The sequence below is a fragment of the Comamonas sp. 23 genome (genome assembly GCF_049601575.1).
GTDB lineage: Bacteria > Pseudomonadota > Gammaproteobacteria > Burkholderiales > Burkholderiaceae_C > Comamonas > Comamonas squillarum.
Genome location: NZ_CP187127.1, coordinates 497,386 through 517,249, shown reverse-complemented (window position 1 = coordinate 517,249; position 19,864 = coordinate 497,386). Strand labels below are relative to the sequence as shown.

Sequence of the window (19,864 nt, the reverse complement as noted above, 5' to 3'; positions counted from 1 at the left end):
CATAACCATGACTGCCATGCATACCCACCAACTGTTGATGATCGAAGATGACGAGCGTCTGGCCAATATGGTGAGCGAGTATCTGGCCCAGTCGGGGCTGCAGGTCAGCCACATGGCCGATGGCGCCAGCGGCCTGTCGGCCCTGCAGGACCCGGCCAGCGGCCAGTCGCCCGACCTGGTCATCCTCGACCTGATGCTGCCCGATCTGGACGGCCTGGAGGTCTGCCGCCGCATCCGTACCTTGAGCGGCCCCGCGGCCCAGGTGCCTATCCTGATGCTCACCGCCAAGGGCGACCCGATGGACCGCGTCATCGGCCTCGAAGTGGGCGCCGATGACTACCTGCCCAAGCCGTTTGAGCCGCGTGAGCTGCTCGCCCGCATCCGCGCCATTCTGCGCCGCCGCGTCGATGGCGGCAGCGCCGCGGCCCCGGCCAGCCAGGTGCTGCGCTTTGGCAGCCTGGAGATCGACCGCGACGCCCGGGCTGTCACCATCAGCGGCAAGCCCGCCGACCTGACCAGCTACCAGTTTGACCTGCTGGTCACCCTCGCCGAGCGCGCCGGCCGCGTGCTCAGCCGCGACCAGATCATGGAAGCGGTGCGCGGCCGCGAGCTCGAAGCCTTTGACCGCTCCATCGACGTGCACATGGGCCGCATCCGCGCCGCCATCGAGGCCGATGCGAAAAACCCGCGCCGTATCCTGACCGTGCGCGGCGTGGGCTATGTGTTTGCCAAACAGCAGGACTGAGACCCGGCGCTAGCGCCCCCTTTGCACGTTTGCACGCATGCATCTCTACAAATACTTCGCCGAGCGGCTTTATCTGCGCATCTGGCTCACCGTGGTGGGCGGCGTGGCCGTGCTGATCCTGGTGATTGGCTGGGCCTGGCAGGCGGCGGCGGAGAAAAACGCCACGCCGCTGCAGCCGCCCGCGCGCGAGCTGCTGATCCGCAGTGCCGATGGCGGAGTGCTGCTGCATGGCGAGGCGGTGCGCCAGCCCGGCGACCCGAGCGAATTGGTGCTCTACCTGATTGAAGACGACCAGGGCCGCACCTACGAGATGGAGCTGCAGCGCCGCTCCGGCCGGGGCGAAGGCCACCGCCCCCCGCCGCCCAACCTGGGCCCCTGGTGGTTCTGGGTCAAGCCGCCGTTTGGCTTTTTCTGGATGCTGGGCCTCATCGGTGTCGTCGTCGTGGTCGGCGTGTTCCCCATCATCCGCCGCCTGATGGGCCGGCTCGAAGCGCTGCGCAAAGGCGTCAAGCAGTTTGGCGATGGCGACCTGTCCGTGCGCGTCGATGTACGCGGCAATGACGAGGTCAGCGACCTGGCCGAGCAGTTCAATGCCGCCGCCGCCCGCATCGAGGCACTGGTGCAGGCGCACAAATCGCTGCTGGCCAACTCCTCGCATGAGCTGCGCAGCCCGCTGACCCGCATCCGCATGGGGGTGGAGCTGATGGGCGAGAAGCCCTCGCCCACCTTCAAGCAGGAGATCCAGCGCAATATCGCCGAGCTCGACCAGCTGGTCGACGAGATCCTGCTGGCCAGCCGCCTGGGCGCGCGCGAGGCCGATGTGGGCACCCCCGAGATGATCGACATCATCGGCCTGTGCGCCGAAGAGTGCGCGCGGGTCGAGGCCGATCTGGAAGTCGCCGACATGCACGGCGATGCGATCGAGGTGCGCGGCATTGCCAAGCTGCTGCGCCGCGCCGTGCGCAACCTGCTGGAAAACGCCCGCCGCTACTCCCAGGGCCCGATCACCCTGTTCCTGGACAAGCAAGGCGCCTATGCCGAGATCCGCGTGGCCGACCGGGGGCCCGGCGTGCCGCCCGACCAGCGCGAGCGCATTTTTGAATCTTTTTACCGCATGCCTGGCGCCAGCGAACGCCATGGCGGTGTGGGCCTGGGCCTGGCCCTGGTGCGCTCGATTGCCGAACGCCACGAAGGCAGCGTGCACTGCGAGGGGCGTGACGGTGGCGGCGCAGTCTTTGTGCTGCGCCTGCCTTTGGCACCGCTGGCACGCACCGCACCTGCACAAGCGCTGCCTCCGCCCAACGTGTGACAGCGGCTCAAGCACGCACCAAAGGGTCTTGCCTAGCGGCTGAGACTCTTTTTTTATTCAAGCGCTTTCAGGGCGACGCCTTCTTAAAACACCACGCCCGAATGCAGCACGATATTGGCGTACGGTGTGCATTCGCCGGTGCGCACCACCGCCACGGCCTGGCGGCTCAGGGTCTTGAACTCTTCATGCGGCACGCATTGCGGCGCGCTCGGCAGGCCATCGGCTTGGCGCTGCTGGTACCAGGCCGGCAGTTGCTGCCCGTCCAGGCACTCCAGGGCCACGGTGGCGGTCTCCACCTGCAGCTCGCTCAAGATGGCCTGCAGCACCTGGTCCAGGCTCGGCACGCCACGGGCCACGGCCAGGTCCACGCGCCGCACGCCGGGGGGCACCGGCAGCCCGGCATCGCCAATCACCAACATATCGCCATGGCCCATGCTGGCGATGATCTGCGACAACTCGATATTCAACAGTGCGGCTCGCTTCATACGGGACTCCAGGGGCTGGCTTCGGTGCGGGTGGCGACCTCGGCATGGAAGGGGATGGAAGGCTGCGCACCGGCGCGCGTCACGCAAATGCCAGCGGCGCGGATGGCCCACTGCGTGGCCTCGTCGAGGCTGGCGCCGGAGGCCAGTTGCACGGTGAGCGCACCCAGGAAGGTGTCGCCGGCGGCCGTGGTATCTACCGCCTGCACCTGGGGCGCGCGGTGCCAATGGGCAGGGGCCTCTGCGGTGCTGGCGCTGCGCGCATCGCAGCAGACGGCGCCCTGGCTGCCCAGGGTCACCACCACCTGGCCGGCGCCCTTGGCCTGCAGCCAGCGCGCGGCGCGGGCGGCGCTCTCGGGGCTGTCGACCGGGCTGCCGCTCAGCTGCGCGGCCTCGGCTTCGTTGACCACCAGCACATCAATCGCAGGCCACCAGGCATCGGGCAGCGGCTGCACCGGCGAGGGGTTGAGCACCGTCTTGCAGCCCACGGCGCGCGCGCTGCGCAAGGCCTGGTCCACTTCTTCCAGCGGCGTCTCGAACTGCAGCACCACATAGGCGGCATCCTGCAGCAGCGGGCGCAGCACCGGCTCGGTCACCTGCAAGCGCAGGTTGGCGCCGGGTACCACCACGATCTGGTTCTGGGCGCTGTCATCGACGCTGATGACGGCCACGCCGGTGGCATCGCGCGCGCTGCGCTGCACATGCTGCACATCGATATGGTCGGCCACGAGGCCAGCGAGCAGCTGGTCGGCATAGGCGTCCTCGCCCACGCAGGACAGCAGGCTGACGGCCGCCCCCTGGCGCGCGCAGCTGACGGCCTGGTTGCCGCCCTTGCCGCCAGGCACCTGGCTGAGCGACTGGCCCAGCATGGTCTCGCCAGCGCGCGGCATATGCGGCACGCGCAGCACCAGGTCCATGTTCAAACTGCCCAGCACCACGATACGCGGGGCCTGGCTCAAGATAGGCACATTCACAGGTTTTCTCCAATCGCAATCGGCACGGCGGCCCGGGCCAGGGACCGGCTGCTCTCGCGGGTCACCAGCGCCGGCACCAGCAGCTGCGTGGCCGCCGCGACAGGCTCAGCGCCGCGGCCCGCCTGGATGCGTTCGAGCAGCCAGGCCAGCGCTTGCTCGGCCATGGCCTGGGTGGGCTGGGCCACCGTGGTCAGCGCCGGCTGGGTGTAGCCCGCCAGCTCGATATCGTCATAGCCCACCACGGCCACATCGCGGGGCACCTGCAGGCCCGCTTCATGCACGGCGCGCAGCGCGCCCATGGCCATCAGGTCGTTGCAGGCAAATATGGCCGTGGGCCGGTCGGCGGCACGGTCGCGCAGCAGGCGCCGCATCGCCACATAGCCACCATTGGCGGTGAAATCGCCATGCACCAGCAAATCGCTGGGCAGGCCCACCAGCTGCAGCGCCTGGCGCCAGCCCTGCACCCGCTGCTCGCTGGACTGCAGGTCCTGCGGGCCGCCCACACAGGCAATGCGCTTGCGGCCCAGCGCCATCAGGTGCTGGGTGGCCAGCATGCCGCCTTGCACATGGTCGGTCTGCACGCAAGGCCGCTCCAGGCCGACAATGGCCCGGTCGATCAGCACCATCGGCAGCGCCGTCTGCGCCAGGTGCTGGGACATCAGCGCATCATCGCTGGTCGAGGCCACGATCAGGCCATCGACCCGCTTTTGCGACAGCACATCCAGGTAGACCTGCTGGCGCCCGGCATGGTTGTCGGTATTGCACAGCAGCAGTGCATAGCCGGCGGCAAAGCAGGCGTCTTCGACGGCGCGCACCAGCTCGGCAAAGTAGGGGTTGGAGTTGTCCGGCACCAGCATGCCGATGGTGTGCGTGGCGTTGATCTTGAGGCTGCGCGCCACGGCGCTGGGCACATAGCCCAGGGTCTGCACGGCTTCGAGCACGCGCTCTTGCGTGGCCGGCAGCACCGCGCGCGTCTTGTTGAGCACATGCGAGACCGTGGTGACGGACACGCCCGCCAGGCGCGCCACATCCTTGATACTGCTCATTGCCACCGTCAGGCCCGGCGTGCGGCACGGCGCTGGCGCACCGTGTCGATGATCACGGCCACGACGATCACGGCGCCGGTGATGATGCGCTTGGCAGGCTCGCTGGCGCCAATCTGGGCCAGGCCCGCTTCCAGCACCGCGATGATCAGCACGCCAAAGAAGGTCGCGATCACCGAGCCGCGCCCACCCATCAGGCTGGTGCCGCCAATCACGACGGCGGCAATCACCTGCAGCTCCATGCCGCTGCCGGCGTTGGGGTCGGCTGCTTCGAGGCGCGCCGACTGCATCAGGCCTGCCAGGCCGGCGAGCAGGCCGGTCAGCGCAAACACCAGGATGCGGATGGGGCGCGGGTCGATACCGGCCAGGCGCATGGCCTCTTCATTGGTGCCGATGCCCACCACATAGCGGCCAAACACGGTGCGGGTCAGCACAATCTGGCCCAGCGCCACCACCACGATGGCGATGACAAAAGCGGACGAGACACCATAGGCGATGGGCGCGGCCAGGCCCGAGATCGCATCACCCACATACTGGGTGCGCGAGTCGGTCACCAGGTAGGCTGCGCCGCGCAGCGCTTCGAGCATGCCCAGCGACACGATGAAGGTCGGCAGGCGCCAGACCACCGAGATCGCGCCCAGCACCGCGCCGCACAGCAGGCCGCAGAGCAGGCCCAGCGCGCCTGCGGCCCAGGGGTTGAGGCCCCAGACCAGGATCGCCTGAGCCGCCACTGCCGCCGACAGCGCCAGCACCGAGCCCACCGACAGGTCAATGCCCGCCAGGATCAGCACAAAGGTCATGCCCACAGCCATCACCGCCAGCGCGGGAATCTCGTTGGCGATGGTGACAAAGGTCTCGGCGCTCCAGAAATACTCGCTCAGGAAGCTGAACAGCGCGACCATCGCGGCCAGCACCAGAAACAGGCCCACATAGGTGCCCCAGGCCTGCATGCGGCCCGAAGAGGCCTTGGCAGCCGACGGCGTAGGCGCGCTGGCGCGCGCGGAAAGGGGGGTGGTCATGGCTTGGTCCTCTTGCCTGCTTTTTTATTCGGGGGTTGCAGCCTGGGCTGCGGCGTGGGCCGATGGGGCTTCATCCACATTGCCAAAGGCGGCGGCCAGCAGCTGCTGGTCGCTCCACTGGCCGCGCTCGAACACGGCCACCAGCTCGCCGTCATGCATCACGCCGATGCGGTCGCACATGGCCATCAACTCACGCAGGTCGCTGGAGACCATCAAGACGGCCTTGCCGTCGTCGCACATGCGGTCGATCTCGTGGTAAATATCAGCGCGCGCGCCCACATCGACGCCGCGCGTGGGCTCGTCGAGCAGCAGCACATCGCAGGGCTGGTGCAGCCAGCGGGCAAACACCACCTTTTGCTGGTTGCCGCCGCTCAAGGTGGAGACGGCCTGCTCGGCGCTGCGCGAGCGGATGCGCAGGCGCTCGACAAAATGGCGCGCCACTTCGCTCTCCTTGGCGCGCTGCAACCAGCCGCCGCGCGCTATCTTGTGCATGCCCGCCAACGTGGTGTTGGCGCGGATGGATTGCGACAGCAGCAGGCCTTGCGACTTGCGGTCTTCGGTCACCAGGCCGATGCCGGCGCGGATGGCCTGCACGGGACTGCTCCAGTTGGGCGCCACCGTGTGCGTCGCGGCCGCGCTGCCAGCGGCATGCAGACTGATTTCACCCTGCTCGGCGCGGTCTGCACCAAACAGCAGGCGCACCAGCTCGGTACGGCCCGAGCCGACCAGGCCCGCCAGGCCCATGATTTCGCCCGCATAGAGCGACAGACTCACGCCGCGCACCTGCGCGCCGCGTTGCAAATTTTTCGCAGACAGGCGCAGCGCGCCACGCGTGCGGCGCGGCCGGCCTTCGTTGTCCTGCACCGCATGGCCGACCATGCGCTCGACCAGCTCATGTTCCTGCACGCCCTGCATGGGCCGCACATCGACGAGGCGCCCATCGCGCAGCACGGCCACCCGGTCGGCAATGCGCTGCAGCTCTTCGAGCCGGTGCGACACATAGACCAGGGCCACACCGCGCGCCTTGAGCAACGCAATCTGCGTGAACAGGTGCTCGGTTTCCTTGAGTGTGAGCATGGCGGTGGGCTCATCGAGCACCAGCACCCGCGTGCCGTCCTGCAGATTGCGGGCGATCTCCACCATCTGCTGCTGGCCAATGCCCAGCTGCGAGACGGGGGTGTCCGGGTCGATATGCTCCATGCCGATCTTGGCCAGCTGGGTGCGGGCCAGCGCCCGCATCGCGGTATGGTCGAGCCAGCCCATCTTGTGGGGGAGCTGGCCGAGCAGCAGGTTTTCGGCCACCGTCAAGGTGGCCACCAGGCCCAGCTCCTGCATCACCATGCGCACGCCCTGGCGCTCGGCATCGCGGCGCGATGTGGGGGCAAAGGGCTTGCCATCGAGCTGCATCTGGCCCTGCGATGGATCCACCAACCCGCACAGAATCTTGGACAAGGTGCTCTTGCCCGCGCCGTTTTCTCCGGTCAGCGCCATCACCTCGCCCGCATGCAGATCCAGGCTCACGCCCTCGAGCACCAAGGTGCCGGAGTAGGCCTTGCCCATCTGCTGCAGACGCACGCGTGGCGTGCCGGCGCCTTGCGCCTCAGTCGTTGCCATGGTGTGCGCCGTTGTTACTTGCTGTCCTTGGTCACCAAGGCCACATCGGTCTTGACCTCAGCGGGCAGCTCGCTCTGCTTTTTCTTCTCGGCCAGGGCCTTGAGCGCGATCTCGATACCGAACACGGCCTGCTTGGCAGCGTACTGGTCAGCAGTGGCCAGCACGCGGCCGTCCTTGAGCATGGGCTTGATGGCGGCGATGTTGTCATAGCCCACCACCTGCACCTTGCCGGTGCGGCCCGAAGCCTTGACCGCCGCGACCACGCCCAGCGCCATGCTGTCGTTGCCCGCCATGATCGCCTTCAGATCGGGGTGCTCGCGCAGCATGCCGGCAGCCACCGTGTTGCCCTTGTCGATTTCCCACTGGCCCGATTGCAGGCTGACCACATTGGCGCCAGCGGCCTTCATCGCATCCTGGAAGCCCAGGGTGCGCTGCTGGGCGTTGAACGTGGTCGAGACGCCTTCAACGATACCGACCTTGTCACCGGCTTGCAGCTGCTTGCCCAGGAAATCGCCCACCAGCTTGGCGCCGGCACGGTTGTCCGGACCGACAAACGGCACGTTCAGGTCCTTGCTCTTGAGCGCATCGGCATCGAGCTTGTTGTCGATGTTGACGATCAGCACGCCCTTGTCTGCTGCATTTTTCAGCACAGACACCAGCGCCTTGGAATCTGCCGGAGCAATCACGATGGCCTGCACGCGCTGGGCCACCATCTGCTCGACCATCTTGATCTGCGCGGCCGTATCGGTCTCGTCCTTGATGCCGTTCGCCACCAGCGTGTACTGGGCAGCATTGGCCTTCTGGTGCGCCTTGGCGCCGTCTTCCATCGTGCGGAAGAACTCGTTGGCCAGCGATTTCATCACCAGCGCCACCTTGGGCTTGTCAGCCGCGACGGCTTGGTGGGAAAAACCAGCCACGGTGGCCAAAGCCAGCGCAGCAGTCAGGGTACGGCGGGTAAAGCGCATGAGATAAGTCTCCGAAGGATTGTTGTGCATCACGCGGCGCTATCCACAGCAGTAGCCGCGAGATGCCGCATGTTTGCATAGGCGCAAACGTTTGCGCCCCGGAGTTTACCCCAAGGTCAAACAATGTTTCGCGAGTTGGACGTGCGGGCCGGGTGCCTTGGAGCGCCTGGTTTGGCAGCCCCTTTGCCCGGGGCTGCCAGCGGCCTTTCCGCCGCTCAGCCCTGGTGCGGATGGCGCCAGACCATGCCGGCCAGAATCACCATGCCCAGCACCAGCGCGCCGCCCGCAGCCGCCAGGCCGTAGGCAAAGCCCTGCTGGGTGCTGGCGCTGTGGGCCAGCATCCAGGCGACCATCGGCGGGCCCACGATCTGGCCCAGCCCATAGGCAGCCGTCAGCAGGCCCGGAAAGCTGCTGAGCGCAGTCGGCCAGATGCGGCGCGCCTCTTGCAGCGCAAAAAAGGTCAGCGCAGTAAACGGCAGGCCCAGCAGCAGGCTGCCCAGCGAAAAGCCCAGCGGCGTGGGCCACAGCGCGCTGATCGCAATCGACACCGCCTGGATGCCGTAACCGGCCATCAGGAGCCGGCGCCGGTCCCAACGGGCGGGCAAATGGGTCGAGAGGTAGGCACCCAGCGCCACGCCCCCGCCAAACATGGGCCAGAACAGGTCGGGCCAGATCGAATCGGCCGGCAGTGCGCCGCGCGCAATCACCGGCAGGTAGGTGGCGGTGACGATATAGCCCAGGCCGGCCAGGCTGTAAGCCAAGGTCAGCAGCAGCCGATCCACCGGACCCTCGGGAGCGAGCGCCACAGCGGCTCCCGCCTGCGTGGGGGCTGGCGGCGGCGCCAGCGGCCCGCGCACCACCGTCATCACCATCAGCCACAGCACCAATGCCAGCAGCGCAAACGCCAGCCAGGCGCTCACCGCATGCCAGCCGGCCGCCACCATCGCGCTGGTGGCCAGGCCCGTGAGCGCAATGCCGATGCCCGGGCCGCAAAACAGCAGGCCGCCCATTTGCGGCCGCCCCAGATGCGCCAGCTGCGACATGCACCACAAGGTGATATTGAGAAACACCACCGCACTGGCCACGCCCGAGACAAAACGCAGACTGGCCCAGGCGCCAGGCCAGTTCAGCGCCATCGCCGCCGTCAGCACTGCGGTGATGAACAGCCACCAGTGCACCATGCGCGAGGGGTGCAGGCGCTGCATCAAGCCCGGGGCCACCCAGGGCAGCACCATGCAGACCAGCGAGCCGACAAAGTAGCCCAGGTAGTTGCTCATCGCCAGCCAGCTGCCCTGGGCCAGGTCGATGCTGCCGTCGTGCAGCATCATCGGCATCAAGGGCGTAAAGGCAAAGCGCCCCACGCCCATGGCCGAGGCCAGCGCCAGCATGCCGGCCACCGCCACCCACCAGGGGCGCTGGCCCCAGCGCAGTGAGGGGGCGGAGGTGGAAGAGGAAACCGAGGAGCTGACCGAGGGTGGCATGGTGCGGACCTAGTGCTTATGTATCTTTTTTGGAGATGCTATGTTAAATTAACATCTTCAAAAAAGATAGATGCCGCCGTGTTGGATCTCGCCACCCTCGCCATTTTTCAGCAGGTCATTGCCAGCGGCAGCATCACCCGTGCTGCGCAGCAGCTGGGCCGCGCCCAGTCCAATATCACCACCCGCATCCAGCAGCTGGAGGAGTCGCTGGGCGTCGCGCTTTTTGTACGCGAAGCCCGGCGCATGGTGCTGACACCCGAGGGACGGCAGCTGCAGCGCTATGCCAACCAGCTCTTGACCTTGGCCGAAGAGGCCACGCAAAGCCTGCGCGGCCAGCAGCCCAGCGGGCGGCTGCGCCTGGGCTCGATGGAGAGCACGGCTGCCGCACGCCTGCCGCTGCCGTTGGCCGCTTTCCACCGCAGCCACCCGCAGGTGCAGCTGGAGCTGTCAACGGCCGCCTCGCTGCAGCTGATGGAGCAGGTGCTGGATCACCAGCTCGATGCCGCGCTGGTCGCCTGGCCGCCTCCGGATGTGGATGCGCCGCTGCCGCTCGATCTGGTGCCACTGTACGAAGAATCGCTGCTGCTGCTGCGCCCCGCCCAAACCCTGGAGGGAGAGCTGCCCCGCACCCTGGCCGGTTTCAGCGATGGCTGCACCTACCGCCGCATTGGCGAGCAGTGGATGGCGCAGGCCCATGGCCCGGTTCCCACGCGCGTGCTGCAGCTCTCGTCCTACCACGCGATCATCGCGGCAGTGGCTGCAGGCAGTGCCGTGGCTGTCGTGCCCCAGACCGTGGTCGACCTGCAGCGCAACCCGCTGCCCGTACACAGCCAGCCCTTGGGCACCTGCACCACGATGTTTGTCACACGCCAGGGCTATGCCACGCCGGCGGTGCAGCAATTGCTGGCGGTCCTGCAGACGGCCGCACCTACCCCTTTAACAGCAGCGATGGAGACCGTATGACCCGCGATGTGATGCAAGAACTGGACCTGCAGCTGCCTGTGGTGCAAGGCCCGATGACCGGCTCGGACAGCCCGGCGCTGGCCGCTGCCGTCAGCGCCGGCGGCGGCCTGGGCTCGCTGGGCTGCGGCATGCGCTCGCCCCAGGCGATGGCGGAAGCCGCCGCTGCGGTGCGCGCGCAGACCGACCGGCCCTTTGCGATGAATCTGTTTGTGCAGGCCACCCCCGCGCCCGATGCCGCCACCGTGCAGCAGGCCTTGCAGCGCCTGGCCCCGCTGTATGCGCGCTTTGGCGCCGAGCCGGCCGTGCCCGCGCAGTGGTGCGAAGACTTTGCGCAGCAGCTCGATGCGCTCGTCGCCTGCCGCCCGGCGGTCGCCAGCTTTACCTTCGGCATTCTCAGCGCCGCCCAGGTGCAGCGCCTGCAGGCCGCAGGCAGCCAGGTCTGGGGCACGGCCACTACCGTGGCCGAGGCGCTGGCCTGGCAGGCGGTGGGGGCCGATGCGGTCATCGCCAGTGGCAGCGAAGCCGGCGGCCACCGGGGTACCTTTTTGGCAGACTATGCCTCGTCGATGGTCTCCACCCTGCCACTGGTGCGCGACTGCGTGCAGCAGCTGCAGCTGCCGGTGATTGCAGCGGGCGGCATCATGGATGGCGCCGGCATTGCCGCCGCCCAGGCGCTGGGCGCGCAGGCGGTGCAAATGGGCACGGCCTTTCTGGTCTGCCCCGAATCGGCCATCAACGCGGCCTACCGCGCTGCGCTGGCTGCCGCCCAGGCCACCGACACGGTCACCACCCGCACCATCTCGGGCCGGCCGGCACGCGGCATCCGCAATGCGATGATCGATGCGCTCGAAGCCGAGGAGGCCGCCATTCCGCCCTACCCGGTGCAAAACGCACTGACTGGCGCGCTGCGCAAGCTCGCGGGCGCGGCAGGCGATGCGCAGTACCTGTCGCTCTGGGCCGGCCAGGGTGTGGCCCAGGCCCGAGCCCTGCCCGCTGCGCAACTATTGCAGCAGCTCAAGGTGGAGTGGCAGGCAGCGGGCGCACAATAGCAGCCAACGCCCGGCAGCCTGGTCCGGGCCTTGCAAAGACTGCCTACCGTGAACACTGCCGCACCCTCTGCCCAAAGCTCTGCCGTTAGCTCCGTCAGCCCCGCCGCTCGCCCCGTCATCCTGTCCATCCAATCGCATGTGGCCTGGGGCTATGTCGGCAACTCGGCGGCAGTCTTTGCGCTGCAGCGCCTGGGTTTTGAGGTGCTGCAGGTGCATACCGTCTTGTTCAGCAACCACACGGGCTATGGGCAGTTCCGGGGCCAGATCCTGAGCGCCGAACACATCCGCGAAATCCTCGCCGGCCTGCGCGAGCGCGGCGCGCTGCACCAAGTGGGCGCCGTGCTCTCGGGTTACCTGGGCAATGCCGATACCGGCGCGGCCATTCTCGATGCCGTCAATGACATCCGCCAGGCCAACCCGCAGCTGCGCTACCTCTGCGACCCGGTGATGGGCGATGTGGGCCGGGGGCTCTTCGTGAACCCGGCCATCCCCGATTTTCTGCGCGACCAGGCCATCCCGTTTGCCAACATCATCACGCCCAACCAGTTCGAGTTCGAGTTGCTGAGCGGCACCAAGCTGACCAGCACCGAAGAGGCCGTCGCCGTCGCGCGCCAGATGCGTGGCCGGGGGCCGGACACCATTGTCATCACCAGCCTGGCCACGCCCGATATCGCTGCCGACCAACTGGGCACCTTGGCCGTCAACGGCCAGGGCGCCTGGCTGGTGACCACGCCGCGCATCAACCTGCACCCGCTGCCCAACGGCATGGGCGATGTGTTTGCCGCCACCTTGCTGGGCCGCCTGATGGATGGCCGCCCCTTGCCGGAGGCGCTGGAGCTGGCGACGGCCACCTTGTATTCGCTGGTCAAGGGCACGCTGGCAGGATCACGCGATCTGCCGCTGGTGGCAGCGCAGGCCCAGCTGATCGAGCCGGCAGCGCGCTTTGCCGCGCGCCAAGTGGCTTGAAGGCCAGGCACCGCATGTCCCATCCCTCCTCCGCTCCCCGCCTTCAGCTGCGCGCCTTTATGTCCAGCGATTTCGAGGCCTACGCCCACTACCATCGCCAGCCTGCCGTCTACCGCTACCTGTATGCCGATGCACCGCAGGACACCGCTGTACTGCAGGCCCAGTTCGCACGTGATGCGCTGCCCCAGCGCCTGGCGCAGGAGGGCGACACCCGGCGCTTTGCCGTGGTGCGCAGCAGCGATGGCTGCCTGCTGGGCGAGACCTTGCTCAAGCTGGCCAGCGCCGCTGCGCGCCAGGCCGAAGTGGGCTATATCTTTGATCCAGCCTATGCTGGCAAAGGCTATGCCACTGAGGCGGTGGCGCTCACATTAGCGCAGGGGTTTGGCGACTTGGGCTTTCACCGTATTTTTGCGCGCCTGGATGCCGCCAACCAGGGCTCGGTAGGCGTGGTCGAGCGCCTGGGCATGCGGCGTGAGGCGCACCTGATCGAGAACGACCAGTTCAACGGCCAGTGGGGTGATGAATACATCTATGCGCTACTGGCGCGCGAGTGGCACCGCCGCCAAAGCTGACGCAGATTCTGCCTGGCAAAGCGCTGGGTTCAGCGTCTGGGGTGCAAGGCCAGCAGTGCGCGCTCACGCCCAATCAGCGCGCCCAGCACCAGCACCAGCAGGTAGACATAGAACAGATGCCCGCTGTTATGGGCAAAGAACACCTGGGTCAGGCCAAAGCCCATGTAGCACAGCGGCACCATGATGCCCAGCATGCGCAGGTAGAGGATCTGGCGGTCCATCGGTGCGCCGGGGCACTGGGCCATGCGCTTTTGCGTGGGCCAGAAGATCAGCAGCGGCACGGCATAGAAAGCCAGCAGCAGCGCCACCCCGACCAGGCCGCGCTTGGCAAACATGTCCAGCAGCTCGTTATGGGCATGGTCGTAGGGGAGGACCGAGGCACTGGCCTCGCCTGCTTGCACGCGGCGGGCCTTCTCGGCGATATAACCTTTGAGGCCCCAGCCGGTCAGCGGCTTGTCCAGCCCCATGTGCCAGGCCAGGTGCCAGTGGGCCAGGCGTTGGCCCACCGAGGTCTCTGCCGCATCGCGGTCCTGCACCTCGTAGCTCTGCACCTCGTGCACGGCGGTGTGGTAGCGCTGGGCCATCTCGTCGCCTTTGAGCGAGACCAGCCCGCCAATGCCCAGCACGGCGGCCAGCAGGCCCAGGCCCACCGGTTTGCGCAGGCCGCAGCGCCACAGCAGTACCGCGCCAATCAGCAGCACAAAGGGCAGCACGATCCAGCTGCCGCGCGTATCGGACAGGATGACGGCGAGCAAGCCGAACAGGCTGCACACCAAGCCCAAGGCGCGCTGCCAGGCCACCAGTGAGCGCCACAGCAGCAGCACGCCAAAGCAGCAGGCCAGCGCCAGCACCAGCGCAATGCCGCTGAACTGGATCGCATTGGTAAAGCCGTTGGCACGGTGGGCATCGGTCCAGCCCGTCTGGTAGACGGCGACCAGGCCCGCGCCCAGCGCACCGGCCAACATGCCCCAGCCCAGCGGCCGGACCCGGGGCGCACAGGTCTGCAAAAAACCCAGGCCGGTGATGGCCAGCGCATATTTGACGAACTGGTCGCTGCGCGAGCGCAGATGCCAGTCATCAAAGCTCATGGTCCACAACACAGCCATGGCGGCCAGCATCAGCGCCCAGGCGATCGCGCGGCGGTCCCAGCTGCGGCCCCACCACTGGCGCACAAATACGAGGCTGGCCAGCGCCAGCACGGCAGCGCCAAAGGAGTAGCCCGAGGGCAAGGTCAGCGCCACACCGGGCACCAAAAAAGCCGCCAGCTGGCTGGCCCGCATCGCGGGCGTGGGTGCAGCGGACCCCGCCGCAGCCAGGCTCATCGGCGTACGTCTCCGCTCAGATACGGGCGGTCATAGGCCAGGGCCACATAGCGGAAGAAGCTCTCGAGCGCGACAAAGACGCAGTACAAAAAGCCCGCGCCCCCACATAGGATGCCGAAATGGAAGAAGTAAAGACGCACAAACATGGCCACCGACGAGGCCAGACCGCGCAAGATACCGCCGCGCACGCCCTCTTCGGCGCGCTTGGCCGCGCCCAGCATCGCGTACTGGGTGAGTTTTTCCAGGCTGGAATGCACGGTGCTGCGCGAATGGTGCAGCAGCGGCGTGCGCATCAGGTGGCGCGTCACATTGGCGCGGCTCAGCTGCGCCTCTTCGTGCACCACGCCGGTGTATTCGCGCAGCAAACCGCGCCAGAACAGGCGCTCGACCTTGGCGGTGGAGCGCAGGTATTTGAGCTCCTTGCCGAAAGCGACCATGCGCCAGCGCACCATCCAGATCGCCTCCTCGCCCGACTGGACGATGGCTTCCAGCTCCTCGCGGAAAGCAGGAGAGATGGTTTCATCGGCATCGAGGAAGAACACATAGTCTCCCTTGGCGTGGCTGAGCAGCCGGTTGCGCTGCAAGGCAAAGCCCTGCCAGTCCTCGTAGCGAAACACCTGGGCACCGAGGCCGCAAGCTATGGCCGTGGTGCGGTCCACACTGCCACTGTCCACCACCACCACCTGGTCGGCAAACGAGGCGCTGCGCAAGCAGGCCTCGATGTTGTCTTCTTCGTTGAGGGTGAGGATGCCAATGGTCAGCGTCAGCCTGCGCGAAGCTGCAGCGCCGCCCAATGGGGAATCAGTCACTCAATGGCCGCCGTGGAAGGTTTCGCCCGCCTTGAGGCGATACACCGTACCGCAGTAGGGGCACTTGGCCTCACCGCTGTGGCCCACGTCCAGAAAGACGCGGGGGTGGCCACTCCACAATTTCATATCTGCCTTGGGGTTGGGGCAAAACACGCCGCCTTGGGCGTTCAGGTCTTTGGCCAGCAACTCAACAACTGCCTGCGTCATGGTTTTCAACTTTCCTGCGCCAGCCCTGCACCCCTGGGGCGGACTGGCTATCGATGATTCTGTGGGCACGGGCAAATGGTGGGGACCAGCCCCCAGGGGCTCCCATGCTGGGCAGTGATTTTACGTGGACGGCGCCCGACTTGGCAGAAGATGCAGACCACGCACCTCAGAATTGCGCGCCAACCCCGCCTAAAAGGCGTGCGCAAGCGCTCGGCAGGTCGCCCTTGTTACAAGTAAGCCTGCCTCAAGGCTGAGGGTTGGCGTGGCTGCCCGCCCCCTGCGGCGTGTCGCTGGGGCGCTGCAGTGTCCATTTTTGCAGTCGTCCGTGCACAAACTCGCAGGTGACGCTGGAGTCCGTGTTGTCGCGCCATACAAACACCTCGGGCTGCTCCAAAGCCTGCGACTGGCGCAGGCCCAGCGAGCGCGTCATGGCAACCACATGGACCAGCGGCACATTGGCTTTGAGCTTGGCATTGAGCATGACGGCGCTGGCCACATAGCCCAAAGGGCGCTCGGACGCGCGCTTCATGATGGTCATCAGACGGGTGAAGTGCAGCATCAGCCACAGCACAATGCCGCCACTGACGGCCAGCACGCCCATCCATTTGTAATTTTGGTAAGCAGCCCCCAGCAGCACCAACAGGCCAATGGGGATCAGTATGTTTCTCCAGTTCATGGCGCTATTGTCCACTGCCTGTGCAGATGCCCTTGTCGCCAGGGGCCAATTGTTTGCGCGCCTTGGCCCCAGGGCTCAGCGGCGGCAGGCGTACCTTTGGCCCAACACCGCCGGCCGCAGGCCCTAGCGCAACACCGCGTTGGCTGGCATGCTAGCGCGCCAAACCGTCCTATTGCCTGGTGCCCTTCCATGAGTTTTGCCATTGCCTTTGCCGCCTTCAGCAAGAGCTTTTTGCTGGTGGTCGCCACCATGCTGCCGATCCTGAACCCCGTGAGTGTCTCGGCCATCTTCCTGACGCTGACCGAAGGGGCCTCCAACGCCACCCGCCGCAGCATCGCCACCCGCATCGCCGTCAATGTGACCTTGCTGCTGATCTTTTTCATGCTGGTGGGCTCCTACCTGCTCGAGATGTTCGGCCTGTCCATCGATGTCGTCCGGCTGGGCGGCGGCCTGCTCGTCTCCGTCATTGGCTGGAACATGATCAACACCAACTCCACCGAAGGGCGCACCGAGAAGCTGGCCGAGGCCTTCACACCCGAGATGGCACGCCGCCGCGCGTTCTACCCGCTGACCTTCCCGCTCACCTATGGCCCGGGCAGCCTGGCGGCCACGATCACGATCGGCGTGAGCCTGCTCGACCGCAGCTCGCCAGGCATCACCGTGGTCAACGTCATGGGGGCGGCGGTCGGCAGCCTGGTGGTGGGCATCATCTTGCTGCTGTGTAACCGTTATGCCGACAAGCTGCTCAAACCCCTTGGCGAGACCGGCACGATTGTGTTTCTGCGCATCTCCGCGTTCATCCTGCTGTGCCTGGGCATACAGATCGCCTGGAGCGGGCTGAGCAACCTGATCAGCGATGCCATTGCCCATGGCGTCACCCAGGCTTATGAGCAGCGGCACTGAGGCATACATGGCGGTCTCGTCATTCGCCATGTCGGCCAATGCATAGGTGCCATAACACCTGCCCCAGGTGCAGCGCCACTTTTATTTTGATAGCATGCCAGGCTACTGGCTTGCCCGCTCCTGCGTCTGTGGCCCCATCCAAGACGCGAACCCCGACACCATGACCCATTGCTCATCTTCCTCTTTGTGGCGCAACGGCCTGGCGCTTGCGCTGGCTGCCGTGCTGGCAGCGCCCGCCCTGGCCCAGGCACCGTTGCTACAGGCGGCCACCCCGCTCGCAGCCGAGGCCGCCGGGCCAGCGCCCACGGCATCAGCAACGCCTGCAGCCGCCAACCAGCTCCCTGCGGCTGCCGCCGATGCTCCCCCGCCCTCGCCCGATGCCCAGCAAGCCTATATGGCCGCACGCGACAAGCTGGTGCAGATCCGCACCTTGCGCCGCCAGACCAATACGCAAAGCAGCACCGGCTCGGGCTTTTTTGTCTCCGAGGACGGCCTGCTGATCACCAACTACCACGTCGTCAGCCAGCTGGCGCTGGAGCCAGAACGCCACCGCGCGGTGCTGGTCTCGGTCAGCGGCCAGGAGGCACCGGTGCAGCTCCTGGCCATCGATGTGCTGCATGACCTGGCGCTGCTGCGCGTGGCCCCGGCCAAGGACAGCAGCGCAGGCGCAGAAGGGGCCACGGAGCGCCACTACAGCGCGCTGCCGCTGCGCCCCAGCAGCCGGCCGCTGAGCGGGGGCGAGCGCATCTTCTCGCTGGGCAACCCGCTTGATGTCGGCTTTGCGATCACCGAGGGCACCTACAACGGCCTGGTGCAGCGCAGCTTCTACCCGCGCATCTTTTTTGGCGGCACCTTGAACCCGGGCATGAGCGGTGGCCCGGCCATCGACACCCAGGGCCGTGTGGTCGGCGTCAATGTCGCCAAGCAACTGGGCGCCGAGCAGCTGAGCTTTCTGGTGCCGGTGGAGTTTGTCGAGCAGTTGCTCGCCCAGGGCCGCGAGGCCTCACCGGTCAAGGGCGCCATGCATGCCGAAGTCACGCGCCAGCTGATGGCGCACCAGAAGGACCTGGTCGACCGGGTGCTGAGCGGCAGCAGCCGCACAGAGCGCTATGGCCCCTACCGCGTGCCCGTGCCGTCCGAGACGCTGGCGCGCTGCTGGGGCGACGGCCGCGAGCGGCGCAGCGAATCGCTGTTTGATTTTGAGCGCAGCCAATGCCGCATCGACAGCGAGGTCTTCACCGGTGACGGCGATGTCGGCGGCCTGGGCATGCGCTACGAGGCCTATGACGCGCCGCGCCTGAGCCCCTGGCAGTTTGCGCACACCTATGGCGCCAGCTTTGCCAATGAGCCGATGCGCAAGCGCGGCAACCGCGTGCGCACCGGCTATGAATGCCGCGAGGATTTTGTCGCGGGCGACGCCAAGCTGCCGCTGCGCGCCGTCGTCTGCATGGCCGCCTACCGCAAGTTCAGCGGCCTCTATGACCTGACCGTGCTGGCCGTCTCGGTGGACCAGCCGCGCCAGGGCGTGCTCGGCCGCCTCAACGTCAGCGCCGTGAGTTTTGACAATGCCCAGCGCCTGGCCCGCCAGTATCTGCAAGGCTTCTCCAGCGAGGCCGCCCAATGAGCCAGCACGACTACCCCGAATTGACCGACATCGCCCCCGACCACGAAGAAGCCAGCACCCAGGCACCACCCCTGGCGCAGGAGCCCGAAGGCGCCGTGCTGGAGCTCGTTGAGCGCGGCCACCGCTTGGCCATGGCCTTGCCGGTGTTTGCCTGGCCCTGCACCATCGGCCGGGCCGCCACCAATGACCTGGTGCTGACGGACCCCAGCATTGGTCCCAGCCATGTGCGCCTGCACCAACCGCAAGCAGGCCATTACGACGTCGAGGTGCTGGACAGCACCAATGGCGTTTGGCACGGCCGGCGCCACTACCAGGCCGGTGAGCGATTTGCTTGGCAGCCCGGCCAGCGCCTGACGCTGGGCCGGGGCGTGCAGCTGAACCTGCGCAGCACCGCCCAGCCGCTGACCGCCACCCAGCGCTGGCGCCCGTTCTCACGCGCCCAAGGGCTGCTGACGGCCATGGCCCTGGTGCTGCTGGTGCTGCTGTCAGCCTGGACCACCTGGCTGGGTGCCACCGAAACTGGGGCGCTGGCCCGCCAGTTGCCCGCCATCTTGCTGTGGATGCTGGGCGGCCTGCTGGTCTGGGCACTGGGCTGGTCGCTGATGGGCAAGCTGTTCACCGGGGTGACGGGCTTTTGGCGCCATGTCTGCATCGCCTCGGTCGGCATGGTCGCCATGGCCTTGCTCGATGTGCTGCTGTCGGTAACAGGCTTTGCGCTGTCCTGGCCGCTGCTCAGCCGCTTTGCCAGCCTGGCGTCCTTCAGCTTGATGGCTGTGGTCATCTGGCTCCACCTGCGCGCGGCCACCCTGGTGTCGGCCCGTACCTTGGCACTGGCCGTTGGCGGCCTGCTGGTGCTGGGCGTGGGCGCCAAGCTGGGCCTGCAGTGGCAGACGCAAAAGCGCCTGGGCGACAACCTGTACATGTCCACCATGCTGCCGCCTGAGTGGCGCTGGGCGCCCACCACCTCGGTGGACCAGTTCATGCAAGGCACTGACAGCATGCGCGAGCAGCTGCAAAACCGCAGCCAGCTGGAAAAGGACGACGACGAGGAAGGCGACGACAGCGGTCTCGATTGAGCAAGGGGAGCGGCGGGGCAAGCCGCAGCCCGTGACTGACAAACCGGCGGCGGCCCGCTAGCATC

The 19,864-nt window shown here is 67.0% G+C and carries 20 protein-coding genes; 9 read left to right on the top strand and 11 right to left on the bottom strand.

The window, feature by feature from the left end:
- The first annotated feature begins 16 nt into the window (after window positions 1-16).
- Entirely contained in the window at window positions 17-745 is a 729-nt protein-coding gene (locus tag ACPEE1_RS02130) for a response regulator transcription factor (protein WP_043340843.1), read from the top strand.
- Window positions 746-782: 37 nt separating this feature from the next.
- Window positions 783-2,054: a sensor histidine kinase gene (locus ACPEE1_RS02125; protein ID WP_116926754.1), complete on the top strand. Its 1,272-nt coding sequence runs from the start codon at window positions 783-785 to the stop codon at window positions 2,052-2,054.
- A gap of 83 nt (window positions 2,055-2,137) precedes the next feature.
- Here the strand turns inward: ACPEE1_RS02125 and rbsD are convergent, their stop codons facing one another.
- From rbsD to ACPEE1_RS02090, 7 genes are all read right to left on the bottom strand, one after another.
- Window positions 2,138-2,539 (bottom strand): D-ribose pyranase, encoded by a 402-nt coding sequence (gene rbsD, locus ACPEE1_RS02120; protein WP_116926753.1) that lies wholly within the window; start codon window positions 2,537-2,539, stop codon window positions 2,138-2,140.
- Entirely contained in the window at window positions 2,536-3,510 is a 975-nt protein-coding gene (gene rbsK / locus ACPEE1_RS02115; RefSeq protein WP_260718454.1) for a ribokinase, read from the bottom strand. The genes rbsD and rbsK overlap by 4 nt, the downstream gene beginning before the upstream one ends.
- Window positions 3,507-4,556 carry a LacI family DNA-binding transcriptional regulator gene (locus ACPEE1_RS02110; RefSeq protein ID WP_116926752.1) on the bottom strand — a complete coding sequence of 350 codons (1,050 nt, stop codon included), beginning with the start codon at window positions 4,554-4,556 and terminating at the stop codon, window positions 3,507-3,509. Before ACPEE1_RS02110 ends, rbsK begins: the two co-directional genes overlap by 4 nt.
- A gap of 8 nt (window positions 4,557-4,564) precedes the next feature.
- The gene (locus tag ACPEE1_RS02105) at window positions 4,565-5,572 is read right to left on the bottom strand and encodes an ABC transporter permease (protein ID WP_116926751.1); all 1,008 of its coding nucleotides are present in this window, start codon (window positions 5,570-5,572) and stop codon (window positions 4,565-4,567) included.
- Window positions 5,573-5,596: 24 nt separating this feature from the next.
- Complete coding sequence (locus ACPEE1_RS02100; protein ID WP_423935060.1) at window positions 5,597-7,186, bottom strand: sugar ABC transporter ATP-binding protein; 1,590 nt, start codon at window positions 7,184-7,186, stop codon at window positions 5,597-5,599.
- A 14-nt stretch (window positions 7,187-7,200) separates the two neighbouring features.
- On the bottom strand, window positions 7,201-8,151 hold the full coding sequence (locus ACPEE1_RS02095) for a sugar ABC transporter substrate-binding protein (protein WP_116926749.1): 951 nt from the start codon (window positions 8,149-8,151) through the stop codon (window positions 7,201-7,203).
- 215 nt (window positions 8,152-8,366) lie between these two features.
- Complete coding sequence (locus ACPEE1_RS02090) at window positions 8,367-9,632, bottom strand: YbfB/YjiJ family MFS transporter (RefSeq protein WP_116926748.1); 1,266 nt, start codon at window positions 9,630-9,632, stop codon at window positions 8,367-8,369.
- 78 nt (window positions 9,633-9,710) lie between these two features.
- Between ACPEE1_RS02090 and ACPEE1_RS02085 the strand changes: the two genes are divergently transcribed.
- The 4 genes from ACPEE1_RS02085 to ACPEE1_RS02070 are packed head-to-tail and all read left to right on the top strand — an operon-like array spanning window position 9,711 to window position 13,182.
- Window positions 9,711-10,595, top strand: a complete 885-nt coding sequence (locus tag ACPEE1_RS02085; RefSeq protein ID WP_347707646.1) for a LysR family transcriptional regulator — start codon at window positions 9,711-9,713, stop codon at window positions 10,593-10,595.
- Entirely contained in the window at window positions 10,592-11,644 is a 1,053-nt protein-coding gene (locus ACPEE1_RS02080) for an NAD(P)H-dependent flavin oxidoreductase (RefSeq protein ID WP_116926746.1), read from the top strand. The genes ACPEE1_RS02085 and ACPEE1_RS02080 overlap by 4 nt, the downstream gene beginning before the upstream one ends.
- 48 nt (window positions 11,645-11,692) lie before the next feature.
- A complete protein-coding gene (gene pdxY, locus ACPEE1_RS02075; protein ID WP_116926745.1) occupies window positions 11,693-12,610 on the top strand; it encodes a pyridoxal kinase PdxY in 918 nt (305 codons plus the stop codon).
- Between the two features lie 14 nt (window positions 12,611-12,624).
- The gene (locus ACPEE1_RS02070; RefSeq protein WP_116926744.1) at window positions 12,625-13,182 is read left to right on the top strand and encodes a GNAT family N-acetyltransferase; all 558 of its coding nucleotides are present in this window, start codon (window positions 12,625-12,627) and stop codon (window positions 13,180-13,182) included.
- Window positions 13,183-13,211: 29 nt separating this feature from the next.
- Here ACPEE1_RS02070 and ACPEE1_RS02065 read toward each other — a convergent pair whose 3' ends face one another.
- The 4 genes from ACPEE1_RS02065 to ACPEE1_RS02050 all read right to left on the bottom strand — a co-directional run bounded on the left by ACPEE1_RS02065 (window position 13,212) and on the right by ACPEE1_RS02050 (window position 16,196).
- Window positions 13,212-14,504 (bottom strand): O-antigen ligase family protein, encoded by a 1,293-nt coding sequence (locus tag ACPEE1_RS02065; RefSeq protein WP_260718460.1) that lies wholly within the window; start codon window positions 14,502-14,504, stop codon window positions 13,212-13,214.
- Entirely contained in the window at window positions 14,501-15,313 is an 813-nt protein-coding gene (locus ACPEE1_RS02060) for a glycosyltransferase family 2 protein (protein ID WP_232539476.1), read from the bottom strand. Before ACPEE1_RS02060 ends, ACPEE1_RS02065 begins: the two co-directional genes overlap by 4 nt.
- Window positions 15,314-15,520 (bottom strand): zinc-finger domain-containing protein, encoded by a 207-nt coding sequence (locus ACPEE1_RS02055; RefSeq protein WP_021028650.1) that lies wholly within the window; start codon window positions 15,518-15,520, stop codon window positions 15,314-15,316. It abuts the gene before it with no gap.
- Window positions 15,521-15,764: 244 nt separating this feature from the next.
- The gene (locus ACPEE1_RS02050) at window positions 15,765-16,196 is read right to left on the bottom strand and encodes a glycerate kinase (RefSeq protein ID WP_423935059.1); all 432 of its coding nucleotides are present in this window, start codon (window positions 16,194-16,196) and stop codon (window positions 15,765-15,767) included.
- A gap of 189 nt (window positions 16,197-16,385) precedes the next feature.
- On the opposite strand from ACPEE1_RS02050, the gene ACPEE1_RS02045 reads away from it, so the two are divergent.
- The 3 genes from ACPEE1_RS02045 to ACPEE1_RS02035 all read left to right on the top strand — a co-directional run bounded on the left by ACPEE1_RS02045 (window position 16,386) and on the right by ACPEE1_RS02035 (window position 19,799).
- The gene (locus tag ACPEE1_RS02045; protein WP_116926740.1) at window positions 16,386-17,099 is read left to right on the top strand and encodes a MarC family protein; all 714 of its coding nucleotides are present in this window, start codon (window positions 16,386-16,388) and stop codon (window positions 17,097-17,099) included.
- Between the two features lie 160 nt (window positions 17,100-17,259).
- On the top strand, window positions 17,260-18,723 hold the full coding sequence (locus tag ACPEE1_RS02040; protein WP_116926850.1) for a S1C family serine protease: 1,464 nt from the start codon (window positions 17,260-17,262) through the stop codon (window positions 18,721-18,723).
- Window positions 18,720-19,799 (top strand): FHA domain-containing protein, encoded by a 1,080-nt coding sequence (locus ACPEE1_RS02035; protein ID WP_423935058.1) that lies wholly within the window; start codon window positions 18,720-18,722, stop codon window positions 19,797-19,799. The genes ACPEE1_RS02040 and ACPEE1_RS02035 overlap by 4 nt, the downstream gene beginning before the upstream one ends.
- Window positions 19,800-19,864 lie beyond the last annotated feature (65 nt).

Coding starts and splice junctions, on each gene's coding strand:
- ACPEE1_RS02125 (WP_116926754.1), top strand. CDS start 783: ATGCATCTCTACAAATACTTCGCCGAGCGGCTTTATCTGCGCATCTGG.
- ACPEE1_RS02095 (WP_116926749.1), bottom strand. CDS start 8,151: ATGCGCTTTACCCGCCGTACCCTGACTGCTGCGCTGGCTTTGGCCACC.
- ACPEE1_RS02065 (WP_260718460.1), bottom strand. CDS start 14,504: ATGAGCCTGGCTGCGGCGGGGTCCGCTGCACCCACGCCCGCGATGCGG.
- ACPEE1_RS02050 (WP_423935059.1), bottom strand. CDS start 16,196: ATGAACTGGAGAAACATACTGATCCCCATTGGCCTGTTGGTGCTGCTG.
- ACPEE1_RS02130 (WP_043340843.1), top strand. CDS start 17: ATGCATACCCACCAACTGTTGATGATCGAAGATGACGAGCGTCTGGCC.
- ACPEE1_RS02045 (WP_116926740.1), top strand. CDS start 16,386: ATGAGTTTTGCCATTGCCTTTGCCGCCTTCAGCAAGAGCTTTTTGCTG.
- ACPEE1_RS02070 (WP_116926744.1), top strand. CDS start 12,625: ATGTCCCATCCCTCCTCCGCTCCCCGCCTTCAGCTGCGCGCCTTTATG.
- ACPEE1_RS02040 (WP_116926850.1), top strand. CDS start 17,260: ATGACCCATTGCTCATCTTCCTCTTTGTGGCGCAACGGCCTGGCGCTT.
- rbsD (WP_116926753.1), bottom strand. CDS start 2,539: ATGAAGCGAGCCGCACTGTTGAATATCGAGTTGTCGCAGATCATCGCC.
- ACPEE1_RS02080 (WP_116926746.1), top strand. CDS start 10,592: ATGACCCGCGATGTGATGCAAGAACTGGACCTGCAGCTGCCTGTGGTG.
- ACPEE1_RS02110 (WP_116926752.1), bottom strand. CDS start 4,556: ATGAGCAGTATCAAGGATGTGGCGCGCCTGGCGGGCGTGTCCGTCACC.
- ACPEE1_RS02100 (WP_423935060.1), bottom strand. CDS start 7,186: ATGGCAACGACTGAGGCGCAAGGCGCCGGCACGCCACGCGTGCGTCTG.
- ACPEE1_RS02035 (WP_423935058.1), top strand. CDS start 18,720: ATGAGCCAGCACGACTACCCCGAATTGACCGACATCGCCCCCGACCAC.
- ACPEE1_RS02055 (WP_021028650.1), bottom strand. CDS start 15,520: ATGACGCAGGCAGTTGTTGAGTTGCTGGCCAAAGACCTGAACGCCCAA.
- ACPEE1_RS02090 (WP_116926748.1), bottom strand. CDS start 9,632: ATGCCACCCTCGGTCAGCTCCTCGGTTTCCTCTTCCACCTCCGCCCCC.
- ACPEE1_RS02105 (WP_116926751.1), bottom strand. CDS start 5,572: ATGACCACCCCCCTTTCCGCGCGCGCCAGCGCGCCTACGCCGTCGGCT.